Consider the following 20,984-nt stretch of genomic DNA (forward strand, 5'->3'; position numbering starts at 1 on the left):
ATCAGGCGATTGAGCGGATTGGTGGCTAACGATGGGTTGCGCGCGATGGGCGTTTTCGCCCTGTTCTTGAATATCTCGCGCTTCACCCATCCTACGGGTGCAACGCCGCCCTAGCAGACCCGCGATTTCGTAGGATAGGTGCAACGCCGCCCGATCAGATCCGCGCAGTCGTGGGATGGGTGAAACGCCACGCGATCAGATCCACGATTTCGTAGGATGGGTGAAGCGCGAGAATGTGCTTGCGAATGAACAAGCGCCGGCCGCGCGCAACCCATCACTCAGCCTTCGCCACGAACGCCATCATCGCCCGCTCCACATCTTCCACGTTTGGCAACCCGGCCTCATTGCCCAAATGCTGAATCTTGTGGGCAGACGCTGCCCGCGCGAACGTGAAATGCTCCACCCACGGCAGCTCTGGCCGGTTCAGATAGGACCACACGTAGGCGCCGTGGAACACGTCGCCCGCCCCTGACGTATCCACGATGCGATCGCCCGGCACGTCAAGCGAGGGCAAGGTGTCGACCCGCCCCGTCTCGTCATACCAGAGCATGCCGCGTTCGCCCATCGTGACGGCGCCGATGCGGCAGCCGCGCGCGCGAAGCAAGTCCAACAAGCCTTCCGGCGTCAGGCCGAGCTGTTCGCACATGCGCTCGGCGCACACCGCCACGTCGATGTACCGCAGCAACTCATCGGTGTTCTCGCGCACGCCGCCTCCGTCCAGCGACGTCAGCACGCCCGCCTGGCGGCAGGCTCGCGCATAGTGCAGCGCGGCGTCGGGCTGGTGGCCGTCCAGGTGCAGGGCACGATAGCCGCTGATGTCCAGGCGGGGAAAATCGTTCAGGTAGTCCACGTCGCGCGCCCGCACGATGGCGCGCTTGCCGTGGTTGGGCATGATGAAGGACAGCGACGACCGGCGCACATGACGCGCATGCAGCGTCACGCCATGCGCAGCCGCCATGTCCGTGTACATGTGCCCCAGCCAGTCGGGCGCCAAGGAGCAGATCAGGTCGGGCGGCGTGCCCAGACGTCCGCACGCGAACGCCGCCGTGACGGCATTGCCGCCGAAGGACACCGCGTAGTCCCGTGCCACGCTCTTCTCGTCGCCGGTGGGCCATTCGTCGGCCAGCACGGTGACGTCGATATAGGTGTGTCCGATGAAGAGCGCATCGCTCATGGTGAAGCCTGTGAAGAAAAGAAGGGAACCGCGAGGATAGGCGATCTGCCCGGGCTACGCGGCCGCGGGTTCCCCGGCTTGCGCCAGTACCAGCCGCGCACGCGCGATGACGGGCGCATCGACCATCTTGCCTTCCAGCATGAACGTGCCCGCCGCGGTCTCGCGATGCGCGGCGACGACGCGACGCGCCCATTCGAGTTCTTCCCGCGCCGGCACGAAGGCCGCGTGGATCACCGCCACCTGCGTGGGGTGGATGCACAACATGCCGCCAAACCCCATCTGCTGGGCGCGGCCCGCCGCATGCGATAGCCCCGCCTGGTCGCTCACCCCCGGAAACACGCCGTCCAACGCGGGGGCCAGCCCCGCCGAACGGGTATGCAGCAACACCTGCACCCGCGCGTGATCCAGCACCGTCTCCGCCCCCGGGGTATCCGGGGTCAGCCCCATGTCCAGGCCGTAGTCCAGGCTGCCGAAGGCCAGACGCGCCACCCCAGGGGTGGCCGCGACCTCTGCCGCGTTCAACAGGCCTCGGGCGGTTTCAATGATGGGGATGACGGGCAGGCCGGTCTGCGCCACATGCCGCACCTGCGCCAGGCTCTCTGCCTTGGGCAGCAGGATGCCGGCAACGCCGGGCTGGCCCCGGCAGGCTTTCAAATCGTCGTCATGCCAGGACGTGGACGCATCGTTGATGCGCACCCACAGGCGTGCCTGACGATGCGTCCCCAGGAAGTCGCACAAGGCCTCGCGGGCGCTCGCCTTGGCCAGATGCTCGACCGCGTCTTCCAGGTCAACGATGACCGCGTCCGCGCCGGCAACCAGCGCTTTGGGAATGCGCTCGGCGCGCGAGGCCGGCACAAACAGGGCGCTACGAACGACGGGATGCGTCACACGACCTCCGAGGCATGGAATTGCGCCACCTGATCCGGCGCGTATCCCAATGATGCTAGCACCGCATCCGTGTTTTGGCCCACCGAGGGCACCGCGGCCATGCGCGGCGCGAAGGCATTGCTGCTGGCCGGCGGCAGCAGCGCCGGCAGCACGCCGGCCGGGCTGTCCACCTGGCTCCAGCGAGCCCGTGCCTGCAACTGGGGGTGCGCCCAGACGCCGGCCATGTCATTGACGCGCGCGTTCGCGATCTGCGCGTCTTCCAGCCGCTGCGTGACCTGCGCCACGGACAGATCGGCAAAGGCGGCAACTATCAAGTCGCGCAAGGCGTCGCGATTGGCGGTGCGCTGCGAATTCGACAGGAAACGCGGATCTTCGGCCAAATCGGCCTGGCGCAGCACCTGGGCGCAGAACACGCGCCATTCGCGCTCGTTTTGCAGGCCCAGCATGATGGTGGAACCGTCACCCACCGGGAACGGCCCGTAGGGATAGATCGAGGCATGGGCAGCCCCGGCACGCACGGGCGGCGCCGCGCCCTCGAATGCGTAATACATGGGAAAGCCCATCCACTCGACCATGCTTTCCAGCATGGACACGTCCAGGCGACTGCCCAGTCCGGTCTTCTGGCGCAGCAGCAAGGCATTCAAGATGGCGGAATAGGCGTACATGCCCGCCGAGATATCGGCGATCGAGCACCCGGCCTTGACCGGATCGTCCTTGGTGCCGGTGACCGACAGAAAGCCGCTTTCGCTTTGGATCAACAGGTCATAGGCCTTCTTGTCCTGATAAGGGCCGCCTTCGCCATAACCCGAGATGTCGCACACGATCAGGCGCGGAAATTTCTCATGCAGGGCGTCAAACGACAGCCCCAGCCGCGCTGCGGCACCAGGCGCCAGGTTCTGCACCAGCACGTCGGCCGACGCCAGCAGACGCTCCATGACGTCGCTGGCTTCGTCCCGTTTCAGGTCCAGGGTCAGGCTTTCCTTGGACCGGTTGGTCCAGACGAAATGCGAGGACAGGCCGCGCACGCGCTCGTCGTAGCCCCGGGCGAAGTCGCCACTGCCCGGCCGTTCGATCTTGATGACGCGCGCGCCCATGTCCGCCAGTTGGCGCGTGCAAAAAGGCGCGGCGATCGCGTGCTCAAGACTGACGACGGTAATGCCGTCCAAGGGGCGGGTTGCCTGCGTGCTCATTCGGTAAACCTCAGTTCAGCTTGGTGGGCCAGCGTGCCGTCCTGCTCGGCCCATAGCTGGGCCATGCCCGGCTCGGTCAAGCGGCCGGCCACCTGGAAGGGCGTAGGCGAAATCAGCGGACGCAAGCCGCGATACGACAAATGCGTCAAGCGCGCCTTGGGATGGGCGCGGGTAAAGGCGGCCACCATTTCGGTGGCGATCAACGGGCCATGGACCACCAGGCCGGGATAGCCCTCGGTGCCCGTCACGTAGGGATGGTCGTAGTGAATGCGGTGGCCGTTGAAGGTCACCGCCGAATAACGGAACAACAGCACGGAAGACGGATCAACCGTGTCGCGCCATTGCGCCTCGGGCGCGGGTTCGCTGCCCACGAGCTTGGGCGGCGACGGCTGGCGATAGACGATGTCCTGCTCTTCCTGGATGACGATCTCGCCCGCCTGATGGTATTCGTGACGCACGGTCACGAACAGCAGCGCGCCGGTGCGGCCGGTCTTTTCCTTGACCTCGGCGACCGTGGACACGCGCTCGGCCGGCACACCCACCTTCAACGGCTGACGGAATTCCACCCGGCCGCCCGCCCACATGCGGTTGCGGTCCTGGGCGGGCGGCAGGAAACCGCCACGCGAGGGATGGCCATCTGTCCCCAATCCGTCCATGCCCACCGTGCTGATGAAAAACGCCCATTGCCACAGGGGCGGCAAGGCCTCGCCCTGCCCCGGCGCGGGACTGCCCAGGGTTGCCGCGATGCGCGCGGCATGGCCGGGGTCCATCGCGTCTGCCTTGCGTTCACCGCTGCCGATCCAGGCTGCAGGATCTGTAGAAGTCATGCCGATATCCTTTGGTGGGGGGTTCTCAGCCTCCAGCATGCCCGCAAGCCGTCCCCGTTGTGAATTCGTTTTTCCTCAAGGCGGGGTTTGTGGCGCCTGAATCGACGGCCCATGCCCAGCCCCGGCGCCGCGCGCCGTAATATATGCCCCATGCACTTCGACCTTGCCGACCTACGCCTGTTCATCCACATCGCGGAATCCCCCAGCCTGACCCAGGCGGCCAAACGGGCGCATCTGTCCCTGGCTGCGGTCAGCGTGCGGATCAAAGCGCTGGAGAACCAGCTGAATACCCGCTTGCTGTACCGCGATAGCCGTGGCGTGGAAATCACCCCCGCAGGCCAGAAGCTGCTACAGCACGCCCGCGTCATCATGCGGCAGGTGGACCACCTGAAGCATGACTTCCAGGAGCAATCGGATGGCGACGCCGGCCATATCCGGATCTTCGCCAACACCACGGCCGTCACCGAATTCATGCCGGACATCCTGGCGCAGTTCCTGTCGGTCCACCCGGGCGTCACGGTGGACCTGCAAGAGCGGCTGACGCGCGACATCGTGCGCGGCGTGCTGGATGGAACCACCGACCTGGGCATCGTGGCCGGTCCCGTGGACGCCCCCGAATTGCAGACCATCCACTTCAGCACCGACCGGCTGGTGTTGGTGGTGCCCAACGGCCATCCCCTGCAAGACCAGGAAAAGGTCAAGCTGGTGGACGCCGTGCGCTATCCGTTCATCACCATGCACGAAGGCTCCACGCTGGTCGCCTTCCTGCGCGACCAACTGGAACGGGTCAGCCAACGCTTGCCGCAGCGCATCCAGCTCTACAGCTTCGATTCGATCTGCCGCATGGTGCAGGCCGGCGTCGGCATCGCGGTCATCCCCGATTCCGCCGCCCGCCGATACGGCGCCGACACCAAGCTGCGCGTGGTGGAACTGGATGAGCCGTGGGTTGTGCGAGAACGCAAGCTGCTGGTACGCGACGTTGATGCCTTGCCCGGCTGCGCGCGTGAACTCATCGAACAGATCCAGGTGCCCCGGGCGCCTTGATGCACGGGCCGCGAAGGCCAACCGGCACCGTCACGTGCCCGTGAACGCAGGCGGCCGCTTTTCAGCGAACGCGCGCATGCCTTCCAGGTAATCGTCGGTGTAGCCGAGTTCACGCTGGAGTTGGCATTCCAGGTCGAACTGTTGCGCCAGCGTGTTGCCGCTGGATGCATGCAGCGCCGCCTTGGTGGCCGCGTAGGCCCGGGTGGGGCCGGCTGCCAGCGTGGCCGTGACCTCGGACAAGGTATCCGCCAGCGCCGCATCCGGTACCGCGCGCCAGATCAAGCCCCAGGCTTCCGCCTGCCGGGCGCTGACCGATTCACCAAACAGCGTGGCCCCCATCGCGCGGGCCGAGCCCACCAGGCGCGGCAGAAACCACGTGCCGCCCGCATCGGGCAACAGGCCGATCTTGCTGAAGGCCTGAATGAAGCGCGCCGACTCCACGGCAAACACCACGTCACACGCCAACACCAGACTGGCGCCCGCGCCCGCCGCGACGCCGTTCATCACGCACACCACCGGCACCGGCAAGGCGCGCAAGCGGTTGATCAAGGGTCGATAGCATTTCTCAAGGATCTGGCTCAGGTCGCGACGCGAGCCATCTTCGGCGGGCTTGCGTTCGCCCAGGTCCTGGCCGGCACAAAAACCTCGGCCGGCGCCGGTGATGACCAGGCCGCGCAGGCCCGCGTCGGACTCCATGGTGTCCAGCGCGCGCGCCAACTCGGCATGCATGACTTCGGTGAAGCTGTTCAGGCGGTCGGGGCGGTTGAGCGTGATGACGCCCACGCCCTGCTCCAGGGTGAATTGGATCTGGGTATAGCCGCCGCCGTCAGACGGATGAAGCGATGCCGCGCTCATGCCAGCTCCTCCAGCACGGCCAATTGTTCGGCCGTATCGCCCAGCAATTGGTCCACGACGGTCAAACGCTTGAAGTAGTCGCCCACGTCCAGCTCGTCCGTCATGCCCATGCCGCCGTGCAGTTGCACCGCCATTTGCGCCACCTGGCGTCCCGCCCGCGCGGCTTCCAGCTTGGCCGACGCGATCATGCGGCGACGCTGCGCGGCATCCGGCTCGGTCAGCGCGGCCACCGCCACATAGGCCATCGACAAGGCCAATTCCTTGGCGACCAGCATCTCGGCCAGCCGATGCTGCAAGGCTTGGAACGAGGCCAGCGGCTGGCCAAACTGCTTGCGGGTCTTCAGGTAATCAACCGTGATTTCCAGCAGACGTTCCATCGCGCCCGCCGCATGCGCGCACAGCGCTGCCGTGCCCCATTGCAAGGCCTGCGCCAGCGCCTCGTCGGCCGCGGCTCCTTCAGCCAGCAAAGCGTCAGCCGGCAAGCCCACGGCGTCCAGGTCCAGCCGCGCGCAGCGTGCCCCGTCCAGCGTGGGTGTATCGGTGACCCGCACCCCGGCCACGTCTGCCGGCACGGCCAGCAGCAAGGTCTGGCCATCAGCGCCCTGTGCGCTGACCAGCCACGCCGAGGCAGCGGCGCCGTGCCACACCAGATGCTTGGCGCCATCCAGCCGCCAGCCTTCGGCCGTCTTCGCGGCGCGGCAGTCCTGCGGGTTCGTGTCGTAGCGATGGCCCGGTTCCTGGTAGGCCACGCTGACGATGGCCTCGCCCGACGCAATGGCGGGCAGCCAGCGGCCGCGCACGGCATCGCCACAAGCGTCCAGCAGCGCGGCGCCCATCACCGCGCTGGGGATGACCGGTTCAGACACCAGGCCGCGTCCCAGTTCCACATGCACCGGCAGCAGGCTGGCGGGGACTTCGCCGAAACCGCCAAAGTCCTGCGAAATGGTCAAGCCCAGCACGCCAAGTTCGGCCAGCGCGCCCCATGCCTTGGGGTCCAGCTTGCCAGCCGCCTGCCGGGCGCGGCGCTGGGGATACGTCCATGCCTGGTCAACCAGGCGGCGCAGGCTGTCGGCCAGCATGCGCTGTTCTTCGGTATAGATGAAATCCATGCGAGTCTTCCTGTCGGATTGCGCGTGACCGGGCCTACAGGCCCAGCACCAGGCGGGCGATGATGCCCTTCTGCACTTCGGTCGTGCCGCCATAGATCGAGGTCTTGCGCATATCGGCATAGCCCGCGCCCGAGGCGGCTGCCATCTCGGGGCCGGGGCCATGGAAATCGCCGCCCGCCTGCAACCAATCGGGGTCGTAAGGCCACGCATCCGGCCCGGCGACTTCCATCTGAAGCATGGCCAGATCCTGCTGGATCTCGGACCCGCGGATCTTCAGCACCGAGGCCTCGGGGCCTGGCGTGCCGTCGTTGCTGGAGGCCACGCGCAACAGCAGCATTTCCAGCGCCATGATGTCCACCTCGATCCGCGAAATGCGGTCGCGGATGCGGCTGTCGGCAAGCAGCGGCTTGCCGTGCGACTGCGCCTGAGCGGCCATCTGCTTCAAGATGCCCAGTTCACGGTGGCAATGGCCCAGCCCGGCAATGCCGGTGCGTTCGTGGCCCAGCAGATATTTGGCGTAAGTCCAGCCCTGATTCTCTTCGCCCACCAGATTGCCGACCGGCACCCGCACGTTCTCCAGCCAGACCTCGTTCACGTCGTGGCCGCCGTCCAGCGTGCGGATGGGGCGCACCGTCACGCCCGGGCTTCGCATGTCCAGCAGCAACATCGAGATGCCGCGCTGCGCGCGCGCGTCGGGGTCGGTGCGCACCAGGCAGAACATCCAGTCGGCGTACTGGGCCAGCGTCGTCCAGGTCTTCTGACCATTGACGACGTAGTCGTCGCCGTCCCGCACCGCCCGGGTCTTGAGCGAGGCCAGATCGGAACCGGAACCCGGCTCGGAATAGCCCTGGCACCACCAATCCTCCACGCGCAACATGCGCGGCAACAGGCGCGCTTGCTGTTCGGCGCTGCCGTACTTCATCAACACGGGGCCGATCATCGACAGGCCAAAAGGCAGCAGACGCGGCGCACCGGCCTTGAAGCATTCGACTTCAAAGATCAGGCGTTGCAACGCATTCCAACCCGTGCCGCCGTGTTCCACGGGCCAATTGGGAGCGCCCCAGCCGTGATCGGCCAGGATGTTGTGCCAGCGCACGTAGTCCTCGCGTTCCAGCCGTTGATGCCGCACCACCTTGTCGCGGATATCGGCCGGCAGGTTGGCGACGGCGAACGTGCGCACCTCTTCGCGAAATTGGCGCTCTTGCGGCGTCCAGGTCAGGTTCATGGTCTACCTCCTTTGCCCGGTATCTAGCCATGACCCGGGCCGACCGGCAATCTGCCTCTTCCGAAGACCGGCTTCGCGCAGGGTGTAGGGCGCCATCCCACTACAGGTCCGCAAAAGGCCTGCTTCAGCAATGAAGAATGGTCGAAGCCGGCGCCAGTACCGAAACTAGCAGCCGTCATCCACTGGAATCCCATCGCACCATGACTGTTCCCGATCACAAGGAAAGCGTGTCGCAGGGCGTCGAGGCGCAATACCGCCAGGCGCTCGACCAGGGCCGTTTTCTTATCCAGCATTGCGCCGGCTGCGACCGCGCGGTGTTCTATCCCCGAATGATCTGTCCGCATTGCGGCGCGGACAAGCTGGCCTGGGCCACGCCCGACGGGCGCGGCACCGTCTATTCCACCACCGTGGTGCGGCGCAAGCCCGAGGCGGGCGGCGACTACAACGTGGCGCTGATCGACCTGCATGAAGGCGTCCGTTTGATGAGCCGCGTGGAAGGCGTCGCGCCGGCCGATGTGCAGATCGGCATGCCGGTGCGCGCCCAGGTGGCGCAGCAGGACGGCCACGGGCTCGTGGTCTTCGTACCCAACAAGGAGGCGCCATGACGCTGAACGATTTGCGCGGCGCCGTCGCCGTGGCGGGCGTGGGCCACGCGGGCCTGGGGCAGGCCACGGGCTTTACCGAAATGGAGATTCTGGTGCAGGCGGCGCAACGCGCCGTGGCGGACGCCGGCCTGACGATGCGCGACATCGACGGCATCTGCACCGCCAGCGTCGCAGCGCCCATGTGGGCCATGCCGGTGATCGAACACCTGGGCATCCGCCCGACGTTCATCGACAGCACGATGCTGGGCGGCTCCAGCTTCGTGGCGCACTTGATGCCCGCCTTGCATGCGTTGGCCTCGGGCCAGTGCAACGCGGTGCTGGTCTGCTACGGCAGCACGCAGCGCACGTCCACCCTGAACCGGGCGGAAGTCGGCCGGGTCCGCAAGCAATTCGACCCCCAGCCCTATGAAACCCCCTACGATCCGCTAAGCCCGCTGTCGTCCTATGCGCTGGCGGCCGCGCGCCACATGCATCAGTACGGCACGCGCCGCGAACACCTGGCGCAAGTGGCGTTGGCAGCCAATCAGTGGGCGCAGTTGAACCCCGAAGCGCAACTGCGCGACCCCACCACGCTGGACCAGATCCTGTCAGCCCGCATGGTGTCCGATCCGTTGAGCGTGCGCGACTGCTGCCTGGTGACGGACGGGGCAGGCGCCTATGTCCTGGTGCGTGCCGACCGCGCACGCGACCTGCCACGTCCGCCCGTCTACGTGCTGGGCAACGCCACCGCGGTCTGGAACCGGCAGATCTCGTCCATGGAAGACCTGACCGTGACGGCCGCCGCCGAATCCGGCAAGCGCGCCTTCGACATGGCGGGCGTGACGCAGAAAGACATCGATGTGGTCGAGCTCTACGACGCCTTCACCATCAACACCCTGCTCTTCCTGGAAGACCTGGGCTTCTGCGGCAAGGGCGAAAGCAAGGACTTCATCGCAAACGGCGCCATCGCGCCGGGCGGCACCCTGCCCGTCAACACCAACGGCGGCGGACTCTGCTGCGTGCATCCCGGCATGTACGGCGTCTTCATCATGATCGAAGCCGTCCGGCAACTGCGCGGTGAATGCGGCGCACGCCAGATCGCCGACGCGCAACTGGCGTTGGTGCACGGCAACGGCGGCACGCTGTCCAGCCAATCCACCGCCATCCTGGGCACCCAGGCCACCCTTTGATCCGCACGGCAACATCGATGTCCCACGCAGAACCCGTCACCCGCATCCACCACGTCCTGGCGCAGCAAGCGCGCCAGCAGCCCGACGCCATCTGTCTGTACGAAGAAGGCGGCGGCACGCTGACCTATGCGCAGCTGTGGCAGCGCGTGCAGGCGGTGGCCGGCTGGCTGCACGACCAGGGCGTGCGCCCGGGCCACCGGGTGTTGATGGTGGGAGAGAACTGCGCGGCGATGATCGCGGCGTTGTTCGGCTGCGGCGTGGCGGGGGCCTGGCCGGTCGGCGTGAACGCCCGGCTGTCCGCCCGCGAAATCGACAACATCCGTCAGCATGCGCAACCTGAGTTGCTGCTCTACACCACGGGCATCTCGTCCGCCGCCGCGTCCCATGCGGGTGCCGCCGACGCGGTGGACGCGGACCCGGCCGTCTGGGGGTCGGGAGTGCAGGTGGCGCGCGCGGCCAGCCCCACGCAAGCCGAAACCGGCGAACAGGCTGCGGAAGTCGCCACCGTGATCTATACATCGGGCACCACCGGAGCGCCCAAGGGCGTGATGGTGCCGCATCGCGGGCTACTGCATTTTGCCCGGGTGTCCGCGGCATCGCGCCGCCTGACGCCGCACGACATCGGCTATGCGGCCTTGCCCATGTCGCATATCTTCGGCATCGCCACCGTGCTGATGGCCTCCGTGCACGCGGGCGCAAGCCTGGTGCTGCGCAGCCGCTTCGACGCTGACGACGCCTTCAAGGCGCTGGCCCACCCGGGCGTCAGCATCTTGCAGGGCGTGCCCACCATGTTCAGCCGCATGATGGCCGCGGCGCCACCGCGCGCGGATCTGCGGGCCCCTGCCCTGCGCTATCTGTACACCGGCGGCGCAGCGCTGGATCCGACGCTCAAGCGCGACGCCGAACGTTACTTCGGCGTGCCGATGCATCATGGCTACGGCATCACGGAATACGCAGGGTCGATGTTCATCACCCGGATCGACGCGCCACGCGAAGACTGCTCGGCGGGCTACGCGGTGGACGGTGTCGACCTGCGCATCGGCAACCCCGATGGCGGCACACCGGTGCCCGGCGAGCGCGGCGACATCCTGATCCGTGGCCCCGGCGTCATGCTGGGCTACTACCGCAGCCCTGAACAAACCGCGCAGGCGCTTTTGCCCGGCGGCTGGCTCAACACGGGCGACATCGGTTTCGTGGACCACAGCGGCGCGCTGTTCATCGCCGGCCGCTCCAAGGACCTGATTATCCGATCCGGCTTCAACGTCTATCCCATCGAAGTCGAATCGGTCATCAACGCCTTCCCGGGCGTGCGGCTATCGGCAGTGGTGGGCCGCAGTACCGCCGACCAGAACGAAGAAGTCATCGCCTTTGTCGAGCCCCTGCCCGGCGCCACGATCGACACCAACCTGCTGATGCTGCATTTGCGCGCCCAGCTGGCGCCCTACAAGCGGCCGGCGCAGATCATTCCCATCGAAGCCATTCCCACGACCGTCAGCGGAAAAATCCTGAAGCAACCGCTGAAAGAAAGGCTGGCGTAGGCGCGGACTCGCTGTTCCGCTCCACGACCGGCCACTTATACACAAGGAGACAACAGCGTGAACATCAAAACCCTGTTCGCCGCGGCCACCGCCGTGGCGGCGCTAGCCACGGCAACATCCGCCCATGCGGACGGCTACCCCGAACGCCCCATCCGCCTGCTGGTGGGCTATGCCCCTGGCGGCCCCGTGGACACCACGGCCCGCGTCTTCGCCAAATACCTGGGCGACAAGCTGGGCCAGACCGTCGTGGTGGAAAACCGCGCGGGCGCCAGTGGCATGATTGCCTCGGATGCCACCGCCAAGGCCGCGCCCGACGGCTACATGCTGGGTTTTGCCGCCAGCCCCACGCTGACCATGTCGCCCCTGGTCCAGCGCAGCACGCTGTTCGATCCGCGCAAGGACTTCTCGTTGATCGGGCTGGTGGTCGACTACGCCAACGTGCTGCTGATCGGCCCGCAGATTCCCGCCAAGAACGTCGGCGAACTGGTCAACTACGCTCGCGCGCATCCTGATGCCGTGTCGTTCGGATCCGCCGGCATCGGCGCCTCCAACCACCTGTCGGCCGAACTGCTGAAGAAGCAGGCCGACGCCCCGATGCTGCATGTCCCCTATCGCGGCAACTCGCCGGCCATGATGGACGTGATCAGCGGCAAAGTGACGTTCATGTTCGACATCACCAGCACTGCCATCCCGTTCATCAAGAGCGGCAAGGCCCGCGCGCTGGCGGTCACGTCCAAGACGCGCAATCCGGAACTGCCTGACGTGCCCACAATGATCGAAGCCGGCATGAAGGACTACGAAGTCGTTGGCTGGTATGCGCTGGTCGGCCCGAAGAAGCTGCCCGACGCCGTGTCGGCCCGCCTGACCCGCGCGCTGAACGAGGTTTCCAAAGACCCCGCCTTCCGCCAGTCCATGACCGAAGGCGGCTACACCATCAACGCCGGCGATTCCAAGGCGTTGCAATCCCGTATCGACCGCGAGTACGCCTTGTGGTCGGACGTTATCCAAAGCGCCAACATCCAGGCGAATTGACTCTCTCCGGAGCCCCAGATGCACCCTCCGCTTGCGCTACACGCCCAGACTCGCTTGCCGATCATCGGCGCCCCCATGTTCCTGGTCTCCGGGCCTGAACTGGTGGTGGCGCAATGCGCGGCGGGGATCATTGGCACGTTCCCGTCGTTGAACGCCCGCCCGCAGGAACAGCTGCATGAGTGGATCACCCGCATCGAGGAAGGCCTGGCCGCCAGGCGCCAGGCCAACCCGAGCGCCCGTGTCGCACCGTATGGCGTGAACCTGATCGTCCATCCCAGCAACCCGCGCTGGCAGGGCGATCTGGCCATCTGCGCTGAACGGCGCGTGCCGCTCATCATCACGTCGCTGCACGCGCCGGAAGCCGTGGTGAAGGCGGTGCACCCCTACGGCGGGCTGGTCTATCACGATGTCACGAACGTGCGTCACGCCAAGCGTGCGCTGGACGCCGGGGTCGATGGCCTGATCCTGGTGGCCGCAGGCGCCGGCGGCCACGCGGGCCAGATCAACCCCATCGCGCTGGTCAACGAAATCCGCGCGTTCTACGACGGCCCTCTGGCGCTGTCGGGCTGTATCAGCCACGGCAAGGACATCCTGGCCGCCCAGATCCTGGGCTGCGACTTCGCCTACATGGGCACCCGCTTCATTGCCACGCAGGAATCGCTGGCGGGGGAAGCCTATCGAGAAATGGTGTTGCAGGCGCAGGCGGCCGACGTGACCTACACCCCGTATTTTTCCGGTGTGCCCGCGAACTACCTGTCCGCCAGTATTCAAGCTGCCGGGCTGGATCCGGCGATCCTGGCGAAACACGGCGAAGCGCCGCCCGCCAACATGGACAAGAATTCCCGGCCCAAGGCATGGAAGGATGTCTGGAGCGCAGGCCAGGGCGTGGGCGCCGCGCAAGAGATCCTGCCAATCGCGACGCTGGTGGACCAACTGGAGGCGGAGTACCGCAACGCCAGGAACGCCTTGATGGCGGCGTGATACCCAACGGATAGTCAACACGAACGGGCCTGATGCCAGACATCAGGCCCGCGACGTGCTGGCCCGGCCCGGCCCGGCTACTCCAGCTTGATGTTCGCCGTCTTGATCAAATCCCGCCATTTCACGATCTCGTCGCGCAGGAAATCACCGAATTGCTCCGGCGTGCCGGGCTTGGGCTCGGCTCCTGCCGCGATCATGCCCTTGGCCGTGGCGGGGTCCGACAGCACCTTCACCATATCCGCGTTCATGCGCTTCACGATGTCCGGCGGCGTGCCCTTGGGCGCCATCACACCGCTCCAGGAATAGGCCTCGTACCCGGGCAGGCCGGATTCCGCAATGGTGGGCACGTCAGGCAACATGCTGGACCGCGTGGGGTTGCCCACGCCCAACGCGCGCACCTTGCCGCCTTTCAGATGCGGCACGGCGGAAGGGCCATCCGCGAACATCACCTGCACCTGTCCACCCAGCAGATCCTGCATGGCGGGCGCGCTGCCGCGATACGGGATGTGCTGGATCCGCACGCCCGCCATCGCGTTGAAGAGTTCACCCGCCAGATGCGTGCCGCCGCCGGTGCCGGACGAGCTGAACGACAGCTTGCCCGGATTGTCCTTGGCATAGGCGATCAGTTCACTGACCGTGTTCACGGGCAAGGACGCATTCACCACCAGCACGATGGGAAAGACCGCCGCCATGCCCACTGGCACGAAGTCGCGGCTGATGTCGTAGCTGAGGTTGTCGCGCAGGCTGGGCAGCACCGCGTGGTGGATGGAGGCAAAGAAGAAGTTGTAGCCATCGGGTTCGGCCTTGGCCGCGAACTGCGCGCCGACGATGCCGCCCGCCCCTGATTTGTTGTCCACCACGGTAGGCACCGACCACAGCTGCCCGAGCGGCTGCGTGGTGAAGCGCGCGGTGGTGTCCACCGGGCCGCCTGCGGGAAAGGGCACGATGAAGGTCACGGCATGGCCCGGCCACGTGGCGGCACGCGCGGCCAAGGGGTATAGCGAAGGCAGTACGGCGGCGGCGCATGCGGCGCCCAGCCCCGCAGCGACGCGGCGGCGTTGAAGATCAATCAAGGCAGTCTCCTGAGTCTTGGTGTTATTCACGGTCAAGCTTCAAGAACTGCTGCCCGCCGCTCTTATTTATTATTTTCCGTGCGCCCGGAATCGCCGCTACACATTTTCAAAAGCCCCTCTTTCGCGCGGGGTGGAAAGTTCGATCAGCGGACACGAATTGCACCTGAGCGATGCGTGAATGCCACAGAAGGCCTAGGACAAACGTAGCGGACGGCCGCCACGAGCCAACTATTGCCCGCGCGCGGCACGCTGCACGTGTTCAATGAAGCACTCGGCAAAGCTGGGCAGGTCACGGCCGCGTTGACGGCACAACAGGCGGTCGCGCAACGCCCAGGGGTCTTCCAGCTTCAGCACGTGCAACGCATCGGGGCGGCTATAGCGTGCCGCGCAGGCACGCGGCACGACGGCAATGCCCGCCCCCGCCTCGACCATGCGGCACACCGCCTCAAAGCTGCCCACGTGCACACGCTGGCAAATGCGCTTGCCCAGGCCGCTGGCAATGTCTTCCAGGAAGGTCTGAATGGCGCTGTCGGGGTGAATGCCGACGAACTGGTAGGCATCAACCAGGTCCGAGAAATGCGCGGACTTCGAGGCCGCCAACGGGTGATCCAACGCGGTCACCACGGTGAGTTCGTCGCGGAACAGCGGCGTGACGTCCAATCCTTCCACGTCGATATTGCCCGCCACCAGCCCCAGGTCGCCGGCGCCTGCGCGAATCGCAATCACGATGTCCCCGGATATCTTCTCTTCAAGCTCCACGTCCACGTCAGGGTTTTCCGCAAGGAACGTGGACAAGGCATCGGCCAGGAAGGAGTTGGTCGCCGTGGTGTTGGCCAGCAGTCTCAAGCGTCCCTTTAATCCGCTGGCATAGGGCTGAAGGTCGGCGTTCAGGCATTCCAGCTGCCGGAAGACGGCATTGGCGTGCTTCAGCAGCACCTCGCCAGCCGGCGTCAGCGCCACGCCAGTGGCCAGGCGCACCAGCAACCGCGCCTTGAAGGCCTCTTCCATGTGCTTGACCCGCGCGCTTGCCGCCGGCAAGGACAGGAAGGTGCGTTCCGCAGCCCGGGTCAGATTGAGTGTTTCGCCTACGTTCAGAAACAAACGCAGGTCCGTCAAATCATGTCTCATGTTCCACCACGCAGAAGGGGGGCATTTCTAATTTTGAATTCTTGGAATGCCGGGTCGAATCTACCATGCAGTAAACGCGCTAACCAGACGGGTTGATGCGGAACTGTTTTCCAACGACGGCGTGCGCGCCGCAGCACAGGAGTCAGATTCAATGAGCGGCATGGTTTCCGGAAAGGTAGTGATCGTCACGGGCGCAGGCGGCGGCATCGGGCGCAGCATTGCGCTGGCGATGGCGCAAGCGGGCGCCAAGGTGGTCGTGAACGACATTGGCGTATCGCTGACGGGCGAAGGCGGCGCGGAAGGTCCGGCGCAAGCGGTCGTGAAAGAAATCATCTCGGCGGGCGGCCAGGCCGTGGCCAACACGGACAGCGTGGCTGCGTACGACAGCGCCAGCCGCGTGGTGCAGACCGCGATCGACGCATTCGGGCGCATTGACGCGGTGATCAACAACGCGGGCAATTTGCGCGACCGTGTTTTCCACAAGATGAGCGAAGAGGAATGGCGTCAGGTGATCGACGTGCATCTGAACGGCTCGTTCTTCATGAGCCGCGCCGCGGCCCCCTATTTCCGCGAACAGGAATCGGGCGCGTTCGTGCACATGACGTCCACCTCTGGCCTGATTGGCAACTTCGGCCAGGCGAACTACGCGGCCGCGAAACTGGGCATCGTGGCGCTGTCCAAGTCCATCGCGCTGGACATGGCGCGCTACAACGTGCGCTCCAACTGCATCGCGCCCTTCGCGTGGAGCCGCATGACCAGTTCCATCCCGGCGGAGACGGACGAAGAGAAAGCGCGCGTCGAAAAGCTCAAGAAGATGGAAGCGGGCAAGGTCGCGCCGATGGCCGTCTATCTGGCCAGCGACGCCGCGCGCGAAATCACCGCGCAGATCTTCGCGGTGCGCGCCAATGAAATCATGCTGATGAGCCAGCCGCGCCCCTTGCGCACGGTGCACAACAGCGAAGGCTGGACGCCCGAGCGCATCGCCGAGATTGCCGTGCCCGCCATGCGCAAGCACTTCTATGCGCTGGAGCGTTCGCCCGACGTGATCGACTGGGACCCCATCTGAGACCGCCATGCCCCTGGATTACGCAACCGTGAAGGACTGGCGTTTTGACGACGTACGTCAACGCTACGAACAGAAAGACACCATGCTTTATGCGCTGGGCATCGGCCTGGGCCAAGACCCCGAGGACGCCGGCCAGTTGCGCTATGTGTACGAAAAAAACTTGCAGGCGTTTCCCACGATGAGCGTGGTGTTGGGCTACCCCGGGTTCTGGGTGCAGGACCCGCGTGCCGGCATCGACTGGGTGAAAGTCGTGCATGGCGAACAGCGCTTGACGGTGCATGCGCCGTTGCCGGTGTCGGGCGTGGTCATCGGCAAGAGCCGCAACACGCATGTGATCGACAAGGGCGCGGACAAGGGCGCCATCATCATCACCGAGCGCACGCTGCATGACGAAGCGGGCGCCTGCCTGGCCACGTTGCGGCAAAGCACCTTCTGCCGGGGAGACGGCGGATTCGGCCAGGGCGACGCCAGCCCCGAGGCCTTGCCCGCCGTGCCCGGCGGCGAACCGGACGTGCGTTGTGAACTGCGCGTGCCGCCCAGCGCCGCCTTGTTGTATCGCCTGAGCGCCGACCGCAATCCCCTGCACGCCGACCCCGACGTTGCGCGTCAAGCGGGTTATCCCCGGCCCATCCTGCATGGCCTGTGCTCGTATGGCGTCGCCGCGCACGCCATCGTGAAAAGCTGCTGCGGCTACGACGCATCGCGGCTGACCAGCTTGAACGCGCGCTTTTCAGCGCCGGTGTATCCGGGCGAGGCGCTGCAATGCGACATGTGGCGCATGCCGGACGGGCAGATCCGCTTCCAGGTGCGGGCAAGCGAACGTGATGTCGTCGTCATGAGCCACGGCACCGCGACGGTGCAATCATGACGCGGCCGCCGGCGCTTGACGGCATCCGCGTGCTGGACCTGTCGCGCATCCTGGCCGGCCCCTGGTGCACGCAGAACCTGGCCGACCTGGGCGCGGACGTCATCAAGATCGAACGCCCGCACGTGGGCGACGACACACGCGCCTGGGGGCCGCCGTACCTGAAGGACGGCGACGGCCAGGACACCAACGAATCCGCGTATTACCTTAGCGCCAACCGCAACAAGCGCTCGGTCGAAGCGGACATGGCCGCGCCCGAAGGCGCGGCGTTGATCCGCGAACTGGCGGCCGCCAGCGACATCCTGGTCGAGAACTTCAAGGTGGGCGGCCTGGCCAAGTACGGCCTGGACTACGACAGCCTCAAGGCCATCAATCCGCGCCTGATCTATTGCTCGGTCACGGGCTTCGGACAGGACGGTCCCTTCGCGCAGCGCCCCGGTTATGACTTCATGATCCAGGGCATGGGCGGCTTGATGAGCATCACCGGCGAACGCGACGACCTTCCGGGCGGCGGCCCGCAGAAGGCCGGCGTGGCGGTGACGGACATCGTCACCGGCATGTACGCCACCGTCGCGATTCTGGCGGCCTTGCAAGAGCGGCACCGCAGTGGCCTGGGACAGCATCTGGACATCGCCTTGCTGGACAGCCACGTGGCGCTGCTGGCGAACCAGAACTCCAACTACTTCAATTCCGGCGTTGCGCCGACCCGCGCCGGCAACGCGCATCAGAACGTCGTGCCGTATCAAGTGTTCGCCGCCAGCGACGGCCATCTGATCGTCGCCACGGGCAACGAATCGCAGTACCGCGCCTATTGCCGCGCCATCGGCGTGCCGGAACTGGGCGACGACCCGCGCTTTGCCACCAATCGGCTGCGCGTCACGAACCGCGAATTGCTGATCGGCATGCTGACGGCGATCATGCAGGAAGGCCGCCGCGACGATTGGATTGCCAAGCTGGAAGCCGTGGGCGTGCCGTGTGGCCCCATCAACAACATCGCGCAGGCGTTCGCGCATCCGCAGGCGCAGGCCCGGCAGTTGCGCCGTGACCTGCCACATCCGGCGGGTGGCGTGGCCCCCGTCACCGCCAGCCCGTTGCGGTTTTCTGCGTCGCCCGTCGTTTACCGCCGTGCGCCGCCGCTACTGGGCGAACACACCGAAGAAGTATTGCGCGATGTGCTGGGGAAATCGGCCGAGGCGATTGCGGCGTTCAAGACTGCAACCGCGAAGACGGCATAGCACGGCGGGCGCGCTACGGATGCCATTGCGTGCGCACCGGCGCGTGGCGTTGCGCGCCTCCACTGAGCACATAGGAAAGCCGATTGGCCTTCTGGTTGATCAGCGTGGCGAACTTCTGTAGTTTTTCGCGCGGCAGACGGCCTGCGGGCCCGGACACGCTCAGCGCACCCAGCAAGCGCCAGTTGGCGCCGAACACGGGCGCCGACACACTGGCGATTTCGGGCTCGCGTTCGCCGACCGAAATATAGAAGCCGTCACGGCGGATGCTCTCGTAGGGCTCGCCGGGTTCGCCCGAGAACGCCATCAGCACGCGCCCTGGCGATCCTTTTTCAAGCGGCAGCACTTCTCCCATCCGGATGTGATGGCGGATCGCCTTGGGGCCTTCGACCCGGACGAGGCAGGTGCGGATATCGCCTTCGCGCACGAAGAACGACGCGCTTTCGCCGGTCTCGCGCGTGAGCTCGCGCAAGGTCGGTTCGATCTCGTTGTTCAAGTCGAACGACGCCTGATAGCGCGCCCCCAGCCATCCCGAGGCCGGCCCCAGGCGCCACGCGCCGTCTTCTTCACGCTGCACCAGGTAACGCGCCCCGGCCAGCGTGCGAGCAATGCGCAGCGTGGTCGTCTTGTGCATGCCGGCCCGGCGGCTCAATTCAGCCAGCGACAAGAAGGCGTCGTCCACCTGGAACGCTTCCAGCAGACGCATCGCTCGTGCCACGGCAATGACGCCTCCCGACTCGCGCACGCCATCGCCCTGCTCGGCCTCTCCCGGCTCTGCGGGTTCGGTGGCCTGAGCGAATTCCGCCGACACGGCAGGCTTCTTTTTCATGCTGCTTCCGTTTCGCGGTACGCACCGCGTTTTGCTAGATGAAACACCATTGTATAGAGCGGAACGCATTTCTATAGTGGACCCCGCCACCAGACCCGCATTCGACGGATCGGTGCCATGAAGTCCCCCCATAAGACTGGAGACAAGAATGAAACTGCTTTCCCAAGCGGCCGCGCTGATTGGCGGCCTTGTGATCGGTGCTGGCGCGTTGGCGCAGTCCTTTCCTGACCGCCCCATTCGCCTGATCGTTCCGTTCCCGCCCGGTGGCGGCACCGACATCATTGCCCGCGAACTGGGCGTGGCCTTGAACAAGACCTCGGGCTGGAATCTGGTTGCCGAGAACCGCCCTGGCGCGGGCGGCAACCTGGGTGTGGAAACCGCCGTGAAATCCGCGCCGGACGGCTACACACTGGTGCTGGGCCAGACCAGCAACCTGGCCATCAATCCGTCGCTGTACGCCAAGCTGTCCTACGACCCGGCCCGCGATCTGGCCCCCGTCGCCTTGGTGGCCACGGCGCCGCTGGTGCTGGTGGTGGCAGCCAATTCCCGCTACCAGACGCTGGCCGACGTCATCACGCAGGCCAAGGCCCACCCCGGCGAACTGAACTTCGCATCACCCGGCAACGGCACCGTCGCGCACCTGACCGCAGAGCTGCTCCAGCAGTCGGCCGGCATCAAGCTGCAACACATTCCCTACAAGGGCGCCAACCAGGCGCTGAACGACTTGTTCGGGGGCCAGGTGCAATTGTTCATGTCGTCCATTCCCACGGCGCTGGGTCAGATCCGCACGGGCAAGCTGCGGGCCTTGGCCGTCACGTCGGCCAAGCGCGTCGCGGAATTGCCCAACGTGCCGACGGTCAGCGAAGCCGGCTACTCGGGCTTTGACGCCAACACCTGGTTCGGCCTGATGGTGCCCGCAGGCACGCCGCCAGACGTGATTCAGACCCTGAACGCGGCCGCCAACAAAGCGATGGCCAGCGCCGAGTATCAGCAGAAGATCCGCGCAGAAGGCGGAGAAGTCCTGGGTGGCACGCCCGAGGCATTCAGCGAACGCCTGCGCCGCGACCACGCGCTGTGGGCGGGCATCGTGAAGCAGTCCGGCGCCCGTATCGACTGACCCATCCCCCTCTTTCCCATTCTGAAGACAAGACTGC

The 20,984-nt window shown here is 66.1% G+C and carries 20 protein-coding genes; 10 read left to right on the plus strand and 10 right to left on the minus strand.

Features of this window, described 5'->3' with window-relative positions:
- Positions 1-274: 274 nt before the first annotated feature.
- From HV753_RS25700 to HV753_RS25715, 4 genes are read right to left on the minus strand one after another with little or no spacing between them, the layout of a single operon-like run.
- Positions 275-1,174 (minus strand): sugar kinase, encoded by a 900-nt coding sequence (locus HV753_RS25700; RefSeq protein WP_175177415.1) that lies wholly within the window; start codon positions 1,172-1,174, stop codon positions 275-277.
- Between the two features lie 54 nt (positions 1,175-1,228).
- Positions 1,229-2,062 (minus strand): HpcH/HpaI aldolase/citrate lyase family protein, encoded by an 834-nt coding sequence (locus HV753_RS25705; RefSeq protein ID WP_175177416.1) that lies wholly within the window; start codon positions 2,060-2,062, stop codon positions 1,229-1,231.
- Positions 2,059-3,252, minus strand: a complete 1,194-nt coding sequence (locus tag HV753_RS25710) for a CaiB/BaiF CoA transferase family protein (RefSeq protein WP_175177417.1) — start codon at positions 3,250-3,252, stop codon at positions 2,059-2,061. Before HV753_RS25710 ends, HV753_RS25705 begins: the two co-directional genes overlap by 4 nt.
- Positions 3,249-4,079, minus strand: a complete 831-nt coding sequence (locus HV753_RS25715; protein ID WP_175177418.1) for an HTD2 family dehydratase — start codon at positions 4,077-4,079, stop codon at positions 3,249-3,251. The genes HV753_RS25710 and HV753_RS25715 overlap by 4 nt, the downstream gene beginning before the upstream one ends.
- 150 nt (positions 4,080-4,229) lie before the next feature.
- On the opposite strand from HV753_RS25715, the gene HV753_RS25720 reads away from it, so the two are divergent.
- The gene (locus HV753_RS25720; protein ID WP_175177419.1) at positions 4,230-5,123 is read left to right on the plus strand and encodes a LysR family transcriptional regulator; all 894 of its coding nucleotides are present in this window, start codon (positions 4,230-4,232) and stop codon (positions 5,121-5,123) included.
- A gap of 30 nt (positions 5,124-5,153) precedes the next feature.
- Here the strand turns inward: HV753_RS25720 and paaG are convergent, their stop codons facing one another.
- From paaG to HV753_RS25735, 3 genes are read right to left on the minus strand one after another with little or no spacing between them, the layout of a single operon-like run.
- Complete coding sequence (gene paaG / locus HV753_RS25725) at positions 5,154-5,978, minus strand: 2-(1,2-epoxy-1,2-dihydrophenyl)acetyl-CoA isomerase PaaG (protein WP_175177420.1); 825 nt, start codon at positions 5,976-5,978, stop codon at positions 5,154-5,156.
- The gene (locus HV753_RS25730; protein WP_175177421.1) at positions 5,975-7,087 is read right to left on the minus strand and encodes an acyl-CoA dehydrogenase family protein; all 1,113 of its coding nucleotides are present in this window, start codon (positions 7,085-7,087) and stop codon (positions 5,975-5,977) included. The genes paaG and HV753_RS25730 overlap by 4 nt, the downstream gene beginning before the upstream one ends.
- A 34-nt stretch (positions 7,088-7,121) precedes the next feature.
- Complete coding sequence (locus HV753_RS25735) at positions 7,122-8,312, minus strand: acyl-CoA dehydrogenase family protein (RefSeq protein ID WP_175177422.1); 1,191 nt, start codon at positions 8,310-8,312, stop codon at positions 7,122-7,124.
- A 200-nt stretch (positions 8,313-8,512) separates the two neighbouring features.
- On the opposite strand from HV753_RS25735, the gene HV753_RS25740 reads away from it, so the two are divergent.
- From HV753_RS25740 to HV753_RS25760, 5 genes are read left to right on the plus strand one after another with little or no spacing between them, the layout of a single operon-like run.
- Entirely contained in the window at positions 8,513-8,917 is a 405-nt protein-coding gene (locus tag HV753_RS25740; protein WP_175177423.1) for a Zn-ribbon domain-containing OB-fold protein, read from the plus strand.
- Complete coding sequence (locus HV753_RS25745) at positions 8,914-10,086, plus strand: thiolase (protein WP_175177424.1); 1,173 nt, start codon at positions 8,914-8,916, stop codon at positions 10,084-10,086. Before HV753_RS25740 ends, HV753_RS25745 begins: the two co-directional genes overlap by 4 nt.
- 17 nt (positions 10,087-10,103) lie before the next feature.
- Positions 10,104-11,624: a class I adenylate-forming enzyme family protein gene (locus HV753_RS25750; RefSeq protein ID WP_175177425.1), complete on the plus strand. Its 1,521-nt coding sequence runs from the start codon at positions 10,104-10,106 to the stop codon at positions 11,622-11,624.
- 57 nt (positions 11,625-11,681) lie between these two features.
- Positions 11,682-12,656: a Bug family tripartite tricarboxylate transporter substrate binding protein gene (locus HV753_RS25755; protein ID WP_175177426.1), complete on the plus strand. Its 975-nt coding sequence runs from the start codon at positions 11,682-11,684 to the stop codon at positions 12,654-12,656.
- Positions 12,657-12,674: 18 nt separating this feature from the next.
- Entirely contained in the window at positions 12,675-13,637 is a 963-nt protein-coding gene (locus HV753_RS25760; RefSeq protein WP_175177427.1) for an NAD(P)H-dependent flavin oxidoreductase, read from the plus strand.
- Between the two features lie 77 nt (positions 13,638-13,714).
- Here the strand turns inward: HV753_RS25760 and HV753_RS25765 are convergent, their stop codons facing one another.
- On the minus strand, positions 13,715-14,710 hold the full coding sequence (locus HV753_RS25765) for a Bug family tripartite tricarboxylate transporter substrate binding protein (RefSeq protein ID WP_175177428.1): 996 nt from the start codon (positions 14,708-14,710) through the stop codon (positions 13,715-13,717).
- 228 nt (positions 14,711-14,938) lie between these two features.
- The gene (locus HV753_RS25770) at positions 14,939-15,838 is read right to left on the minus strand and encodes a LysR substrate-binding domain-containing protein (RefSeq protein WP_175177429.1); all 900 of its coding nucleotides are present in this window, start codon (positions 15,836-15,838) and stop codon (positions 14,939-14,941) included.
- A gap of 151 nt (positions 15,839-15,989) precedes the next feature.
- Between HV753_RS25770 and HV753_RS25775 the strand changes: the two genes are divergently transcribed.
- From HV753_RS25775 to HV753_RS25785, 3 genes are read left to right on the plus strand one after another with little or no spacing between them, the layout of a single operon-like run.
- On the plus strand, positions 15,990-16,904 hold the full coding sequence (locus HV753_RS25775) for an SDR family NAD(P)-dependent oxidoreductase (protein WP_175177430.1): 915 nt from the start codon (positions 15,990-15,992) through the stop codon (positions 16,902-16,904).
- A gap of 7 nt (positions 16,905-16,911) precedes the next feature.
- Positions 16,912-17,772, plus strand: a complete 861-nt coding sequence (locus tag HV753_RS25780; protein ID WP_175177431.1) for a MaoC/PaaZ C-terminal domain-containing protein — start codon at positions 16,912-16,914, stop codon at positions 17,770-17,772.
- Positions 17,769-19,004 carry a CaiB/BaiF CoA transferase family protein gene (locus HV753_RS25785; protein ID WP_175177432.1) on the plus strand — a complete coding sequence of 412 codons (1,236 nt, stop codon included), beginning with the start codon at positions 17,769-17,771 and terminating at the stop codon, positions 19,002-19,004. The genes HV753_RS25780 and HV753_RS25785 overlap by 4 nt, the downstream gene beginning before the upstream one ends.
- Positions 19,005-19,017: 13 nt before the next feature.
- On the opposite strand, the gene HV753_RS25790 is transcribed toward HV753_RS25785, so the two are convergent.
- Positions 19,018-19,830, minus strand: a complete 813-nt coding sequence (locus HV753_RS25790) for an IclR family transcriptional regulator (RefSeq protein ID WP_175177433.1) — start codon at positions 19,828-19,830, stop codon at positions 19,018-19,020.
- A 148-nt stretch (positions 19,831-19,978) separates the two neighbouring features.
- On the opposite strand from HV753_RS25790, the gene HV753_RS25795 reads away from it, so the two are divergent.
- Entirely contained in the window at positions 19,979-20,947 is a 969-nt protein-coding gene (locus tag HV753_RS25795) for a Bug family tripartite tricarboxylate transporter substrate binding protein (RefSeq protein WP_175177434.1), read from the plus strand.
- Positions 20,948-20,984 lie beyond the last annotated feature (37 nt).

Source organism: Achromobacter pestifer, from assembly GCF_902859625.1.
GTDB lineage: Bacteria > Pseudomonadota > Gammaproteobacteria > Burkholderiales > Burkholderiaceae_B > Achromobacter > Achromobacter pestifer.

Excerpts from the sequence above, each read along its gene's own strand:
- HV753_RS25700 (WP_175177415.1), bottom strand. The coding sequence starts at position 1,174 with ATGAGCGATGCGCTCTTCATCGGACACACCTATATCGACGTCACCGTG.
- HV753_RS25710 (WP_175177417.1), bottom strand. The coding sequence starts at position 3,252 with ATGAGCACGCAGGCAACCCGCCCCTTGGACGGCATTACCGTCGTCAGT.
- HV753_RS25715 (WP_175177418.1), bottom strand. The coding sequence starts at position 4,079 with ATGACTTCTACAGATCCTGCAGCCTGGATCGGCAGCGGTGAACGCAAG.
- HV753_RS25720 (WP_175177419.1), top strand. The coding sequence starts at position 4,230 with ATGCACTTCGACCTTGCCGACCTACGCCTGTTCATCCACATCGCGGAA.
- paaG (WP_175177420.1), bottom strand. The coding sequence starts at position 5,978 with ATGAGCGCGGCATCGCTTCATCCGTCTGACGGCGGCGGCTATACCCAG.
- HV753_RS25730 (WP_175177421.1), bottom strand. The coding sequence starts at position 7,087 with ATGGATTTCATCTATACCGAAGAACAGCGCATGCTGGCCGACAGCCTG.
- HV753_RS25735 (WP_175177422.1), bottom strand. The coding sequence starts at position 8,312 with ATGAACCTGACCTGGACGCCGCAAGAGCGCCAATTTCGCGAAGAGGTG.
- HV753_RS25740 (WP_175177423.1), top strand. The coding sequence starts at position 8,513 with ATGACTGTTCCCGATCACAAGGAAAGCGTGTCGCAGGGCGTCGAGGCG.
- HV753_RS25745 (WP_175177424.1), top strand. The coding sequence starts at position 8,914 with ATGACGCTGAACGATTTGCGCGGCGCCGTCGCCGTGGCGGGCGTGGGC.
- HV753_RS25750 (WP_175177425.1), top strand. The coding sequence starts at position 10,104 with ATGTCCCACGCAGAACCCGTCACCCGCATCCACCACGTCCTGGCGCAG.
- HV753_RS25760 (WP_175177427.1), top strand. The coding sequence starts at position 12,675 with ATGCACCCTCCGCTTGCGCTACACGCCCAGACTCGCTTGCCGATCATC.
- HV753_RS25770 (WP_175177429.1), bottom strand. The coding sequence starts at position 15,838 with ATGAGACATGATTTGACGGACCTGCGTTTGTTTCTGAACGTAGGCGAA.
- HV753_RS25775 (WP_175177430.1), top strand. The coding sequence starts at position 15,990 with ATGAGCGGCATGGTTTCCGGAAAGGTAGTGATCGTCACGGGCGCAGGC.
- HV753_RS25780 (WP_175177431.1), top strand. The coding sequence starts at position 16,912 with ATGCCCCTGGATTACGCAACCGTGAAGGACTGGCGTTTTGACGACGTA.
- HV753_RS25785 (WP_175177432.1), top strand. The coding sequence starts at position 17,769 with ATGACGCGGCCGCCGGCGCTTGACGGCATCCGCGTGCTGGACCTGTCG.
- HV753_RS25790 (WP_175177433.1), bottom strand. The coding sequence starts at position 19,830 with ATGAAAAAGAAGCCTGCCGTGTCGGCGGAATTCGCTCAGGCCACCGAA.
- HV753_RS25795 (WP_175177434.1), top strand. The coding sequence starts at position 19,979 with ATGAAACTGCTTTCCCAAGCGGCCGCGCTGATTGGCGGCCTTGTGATC.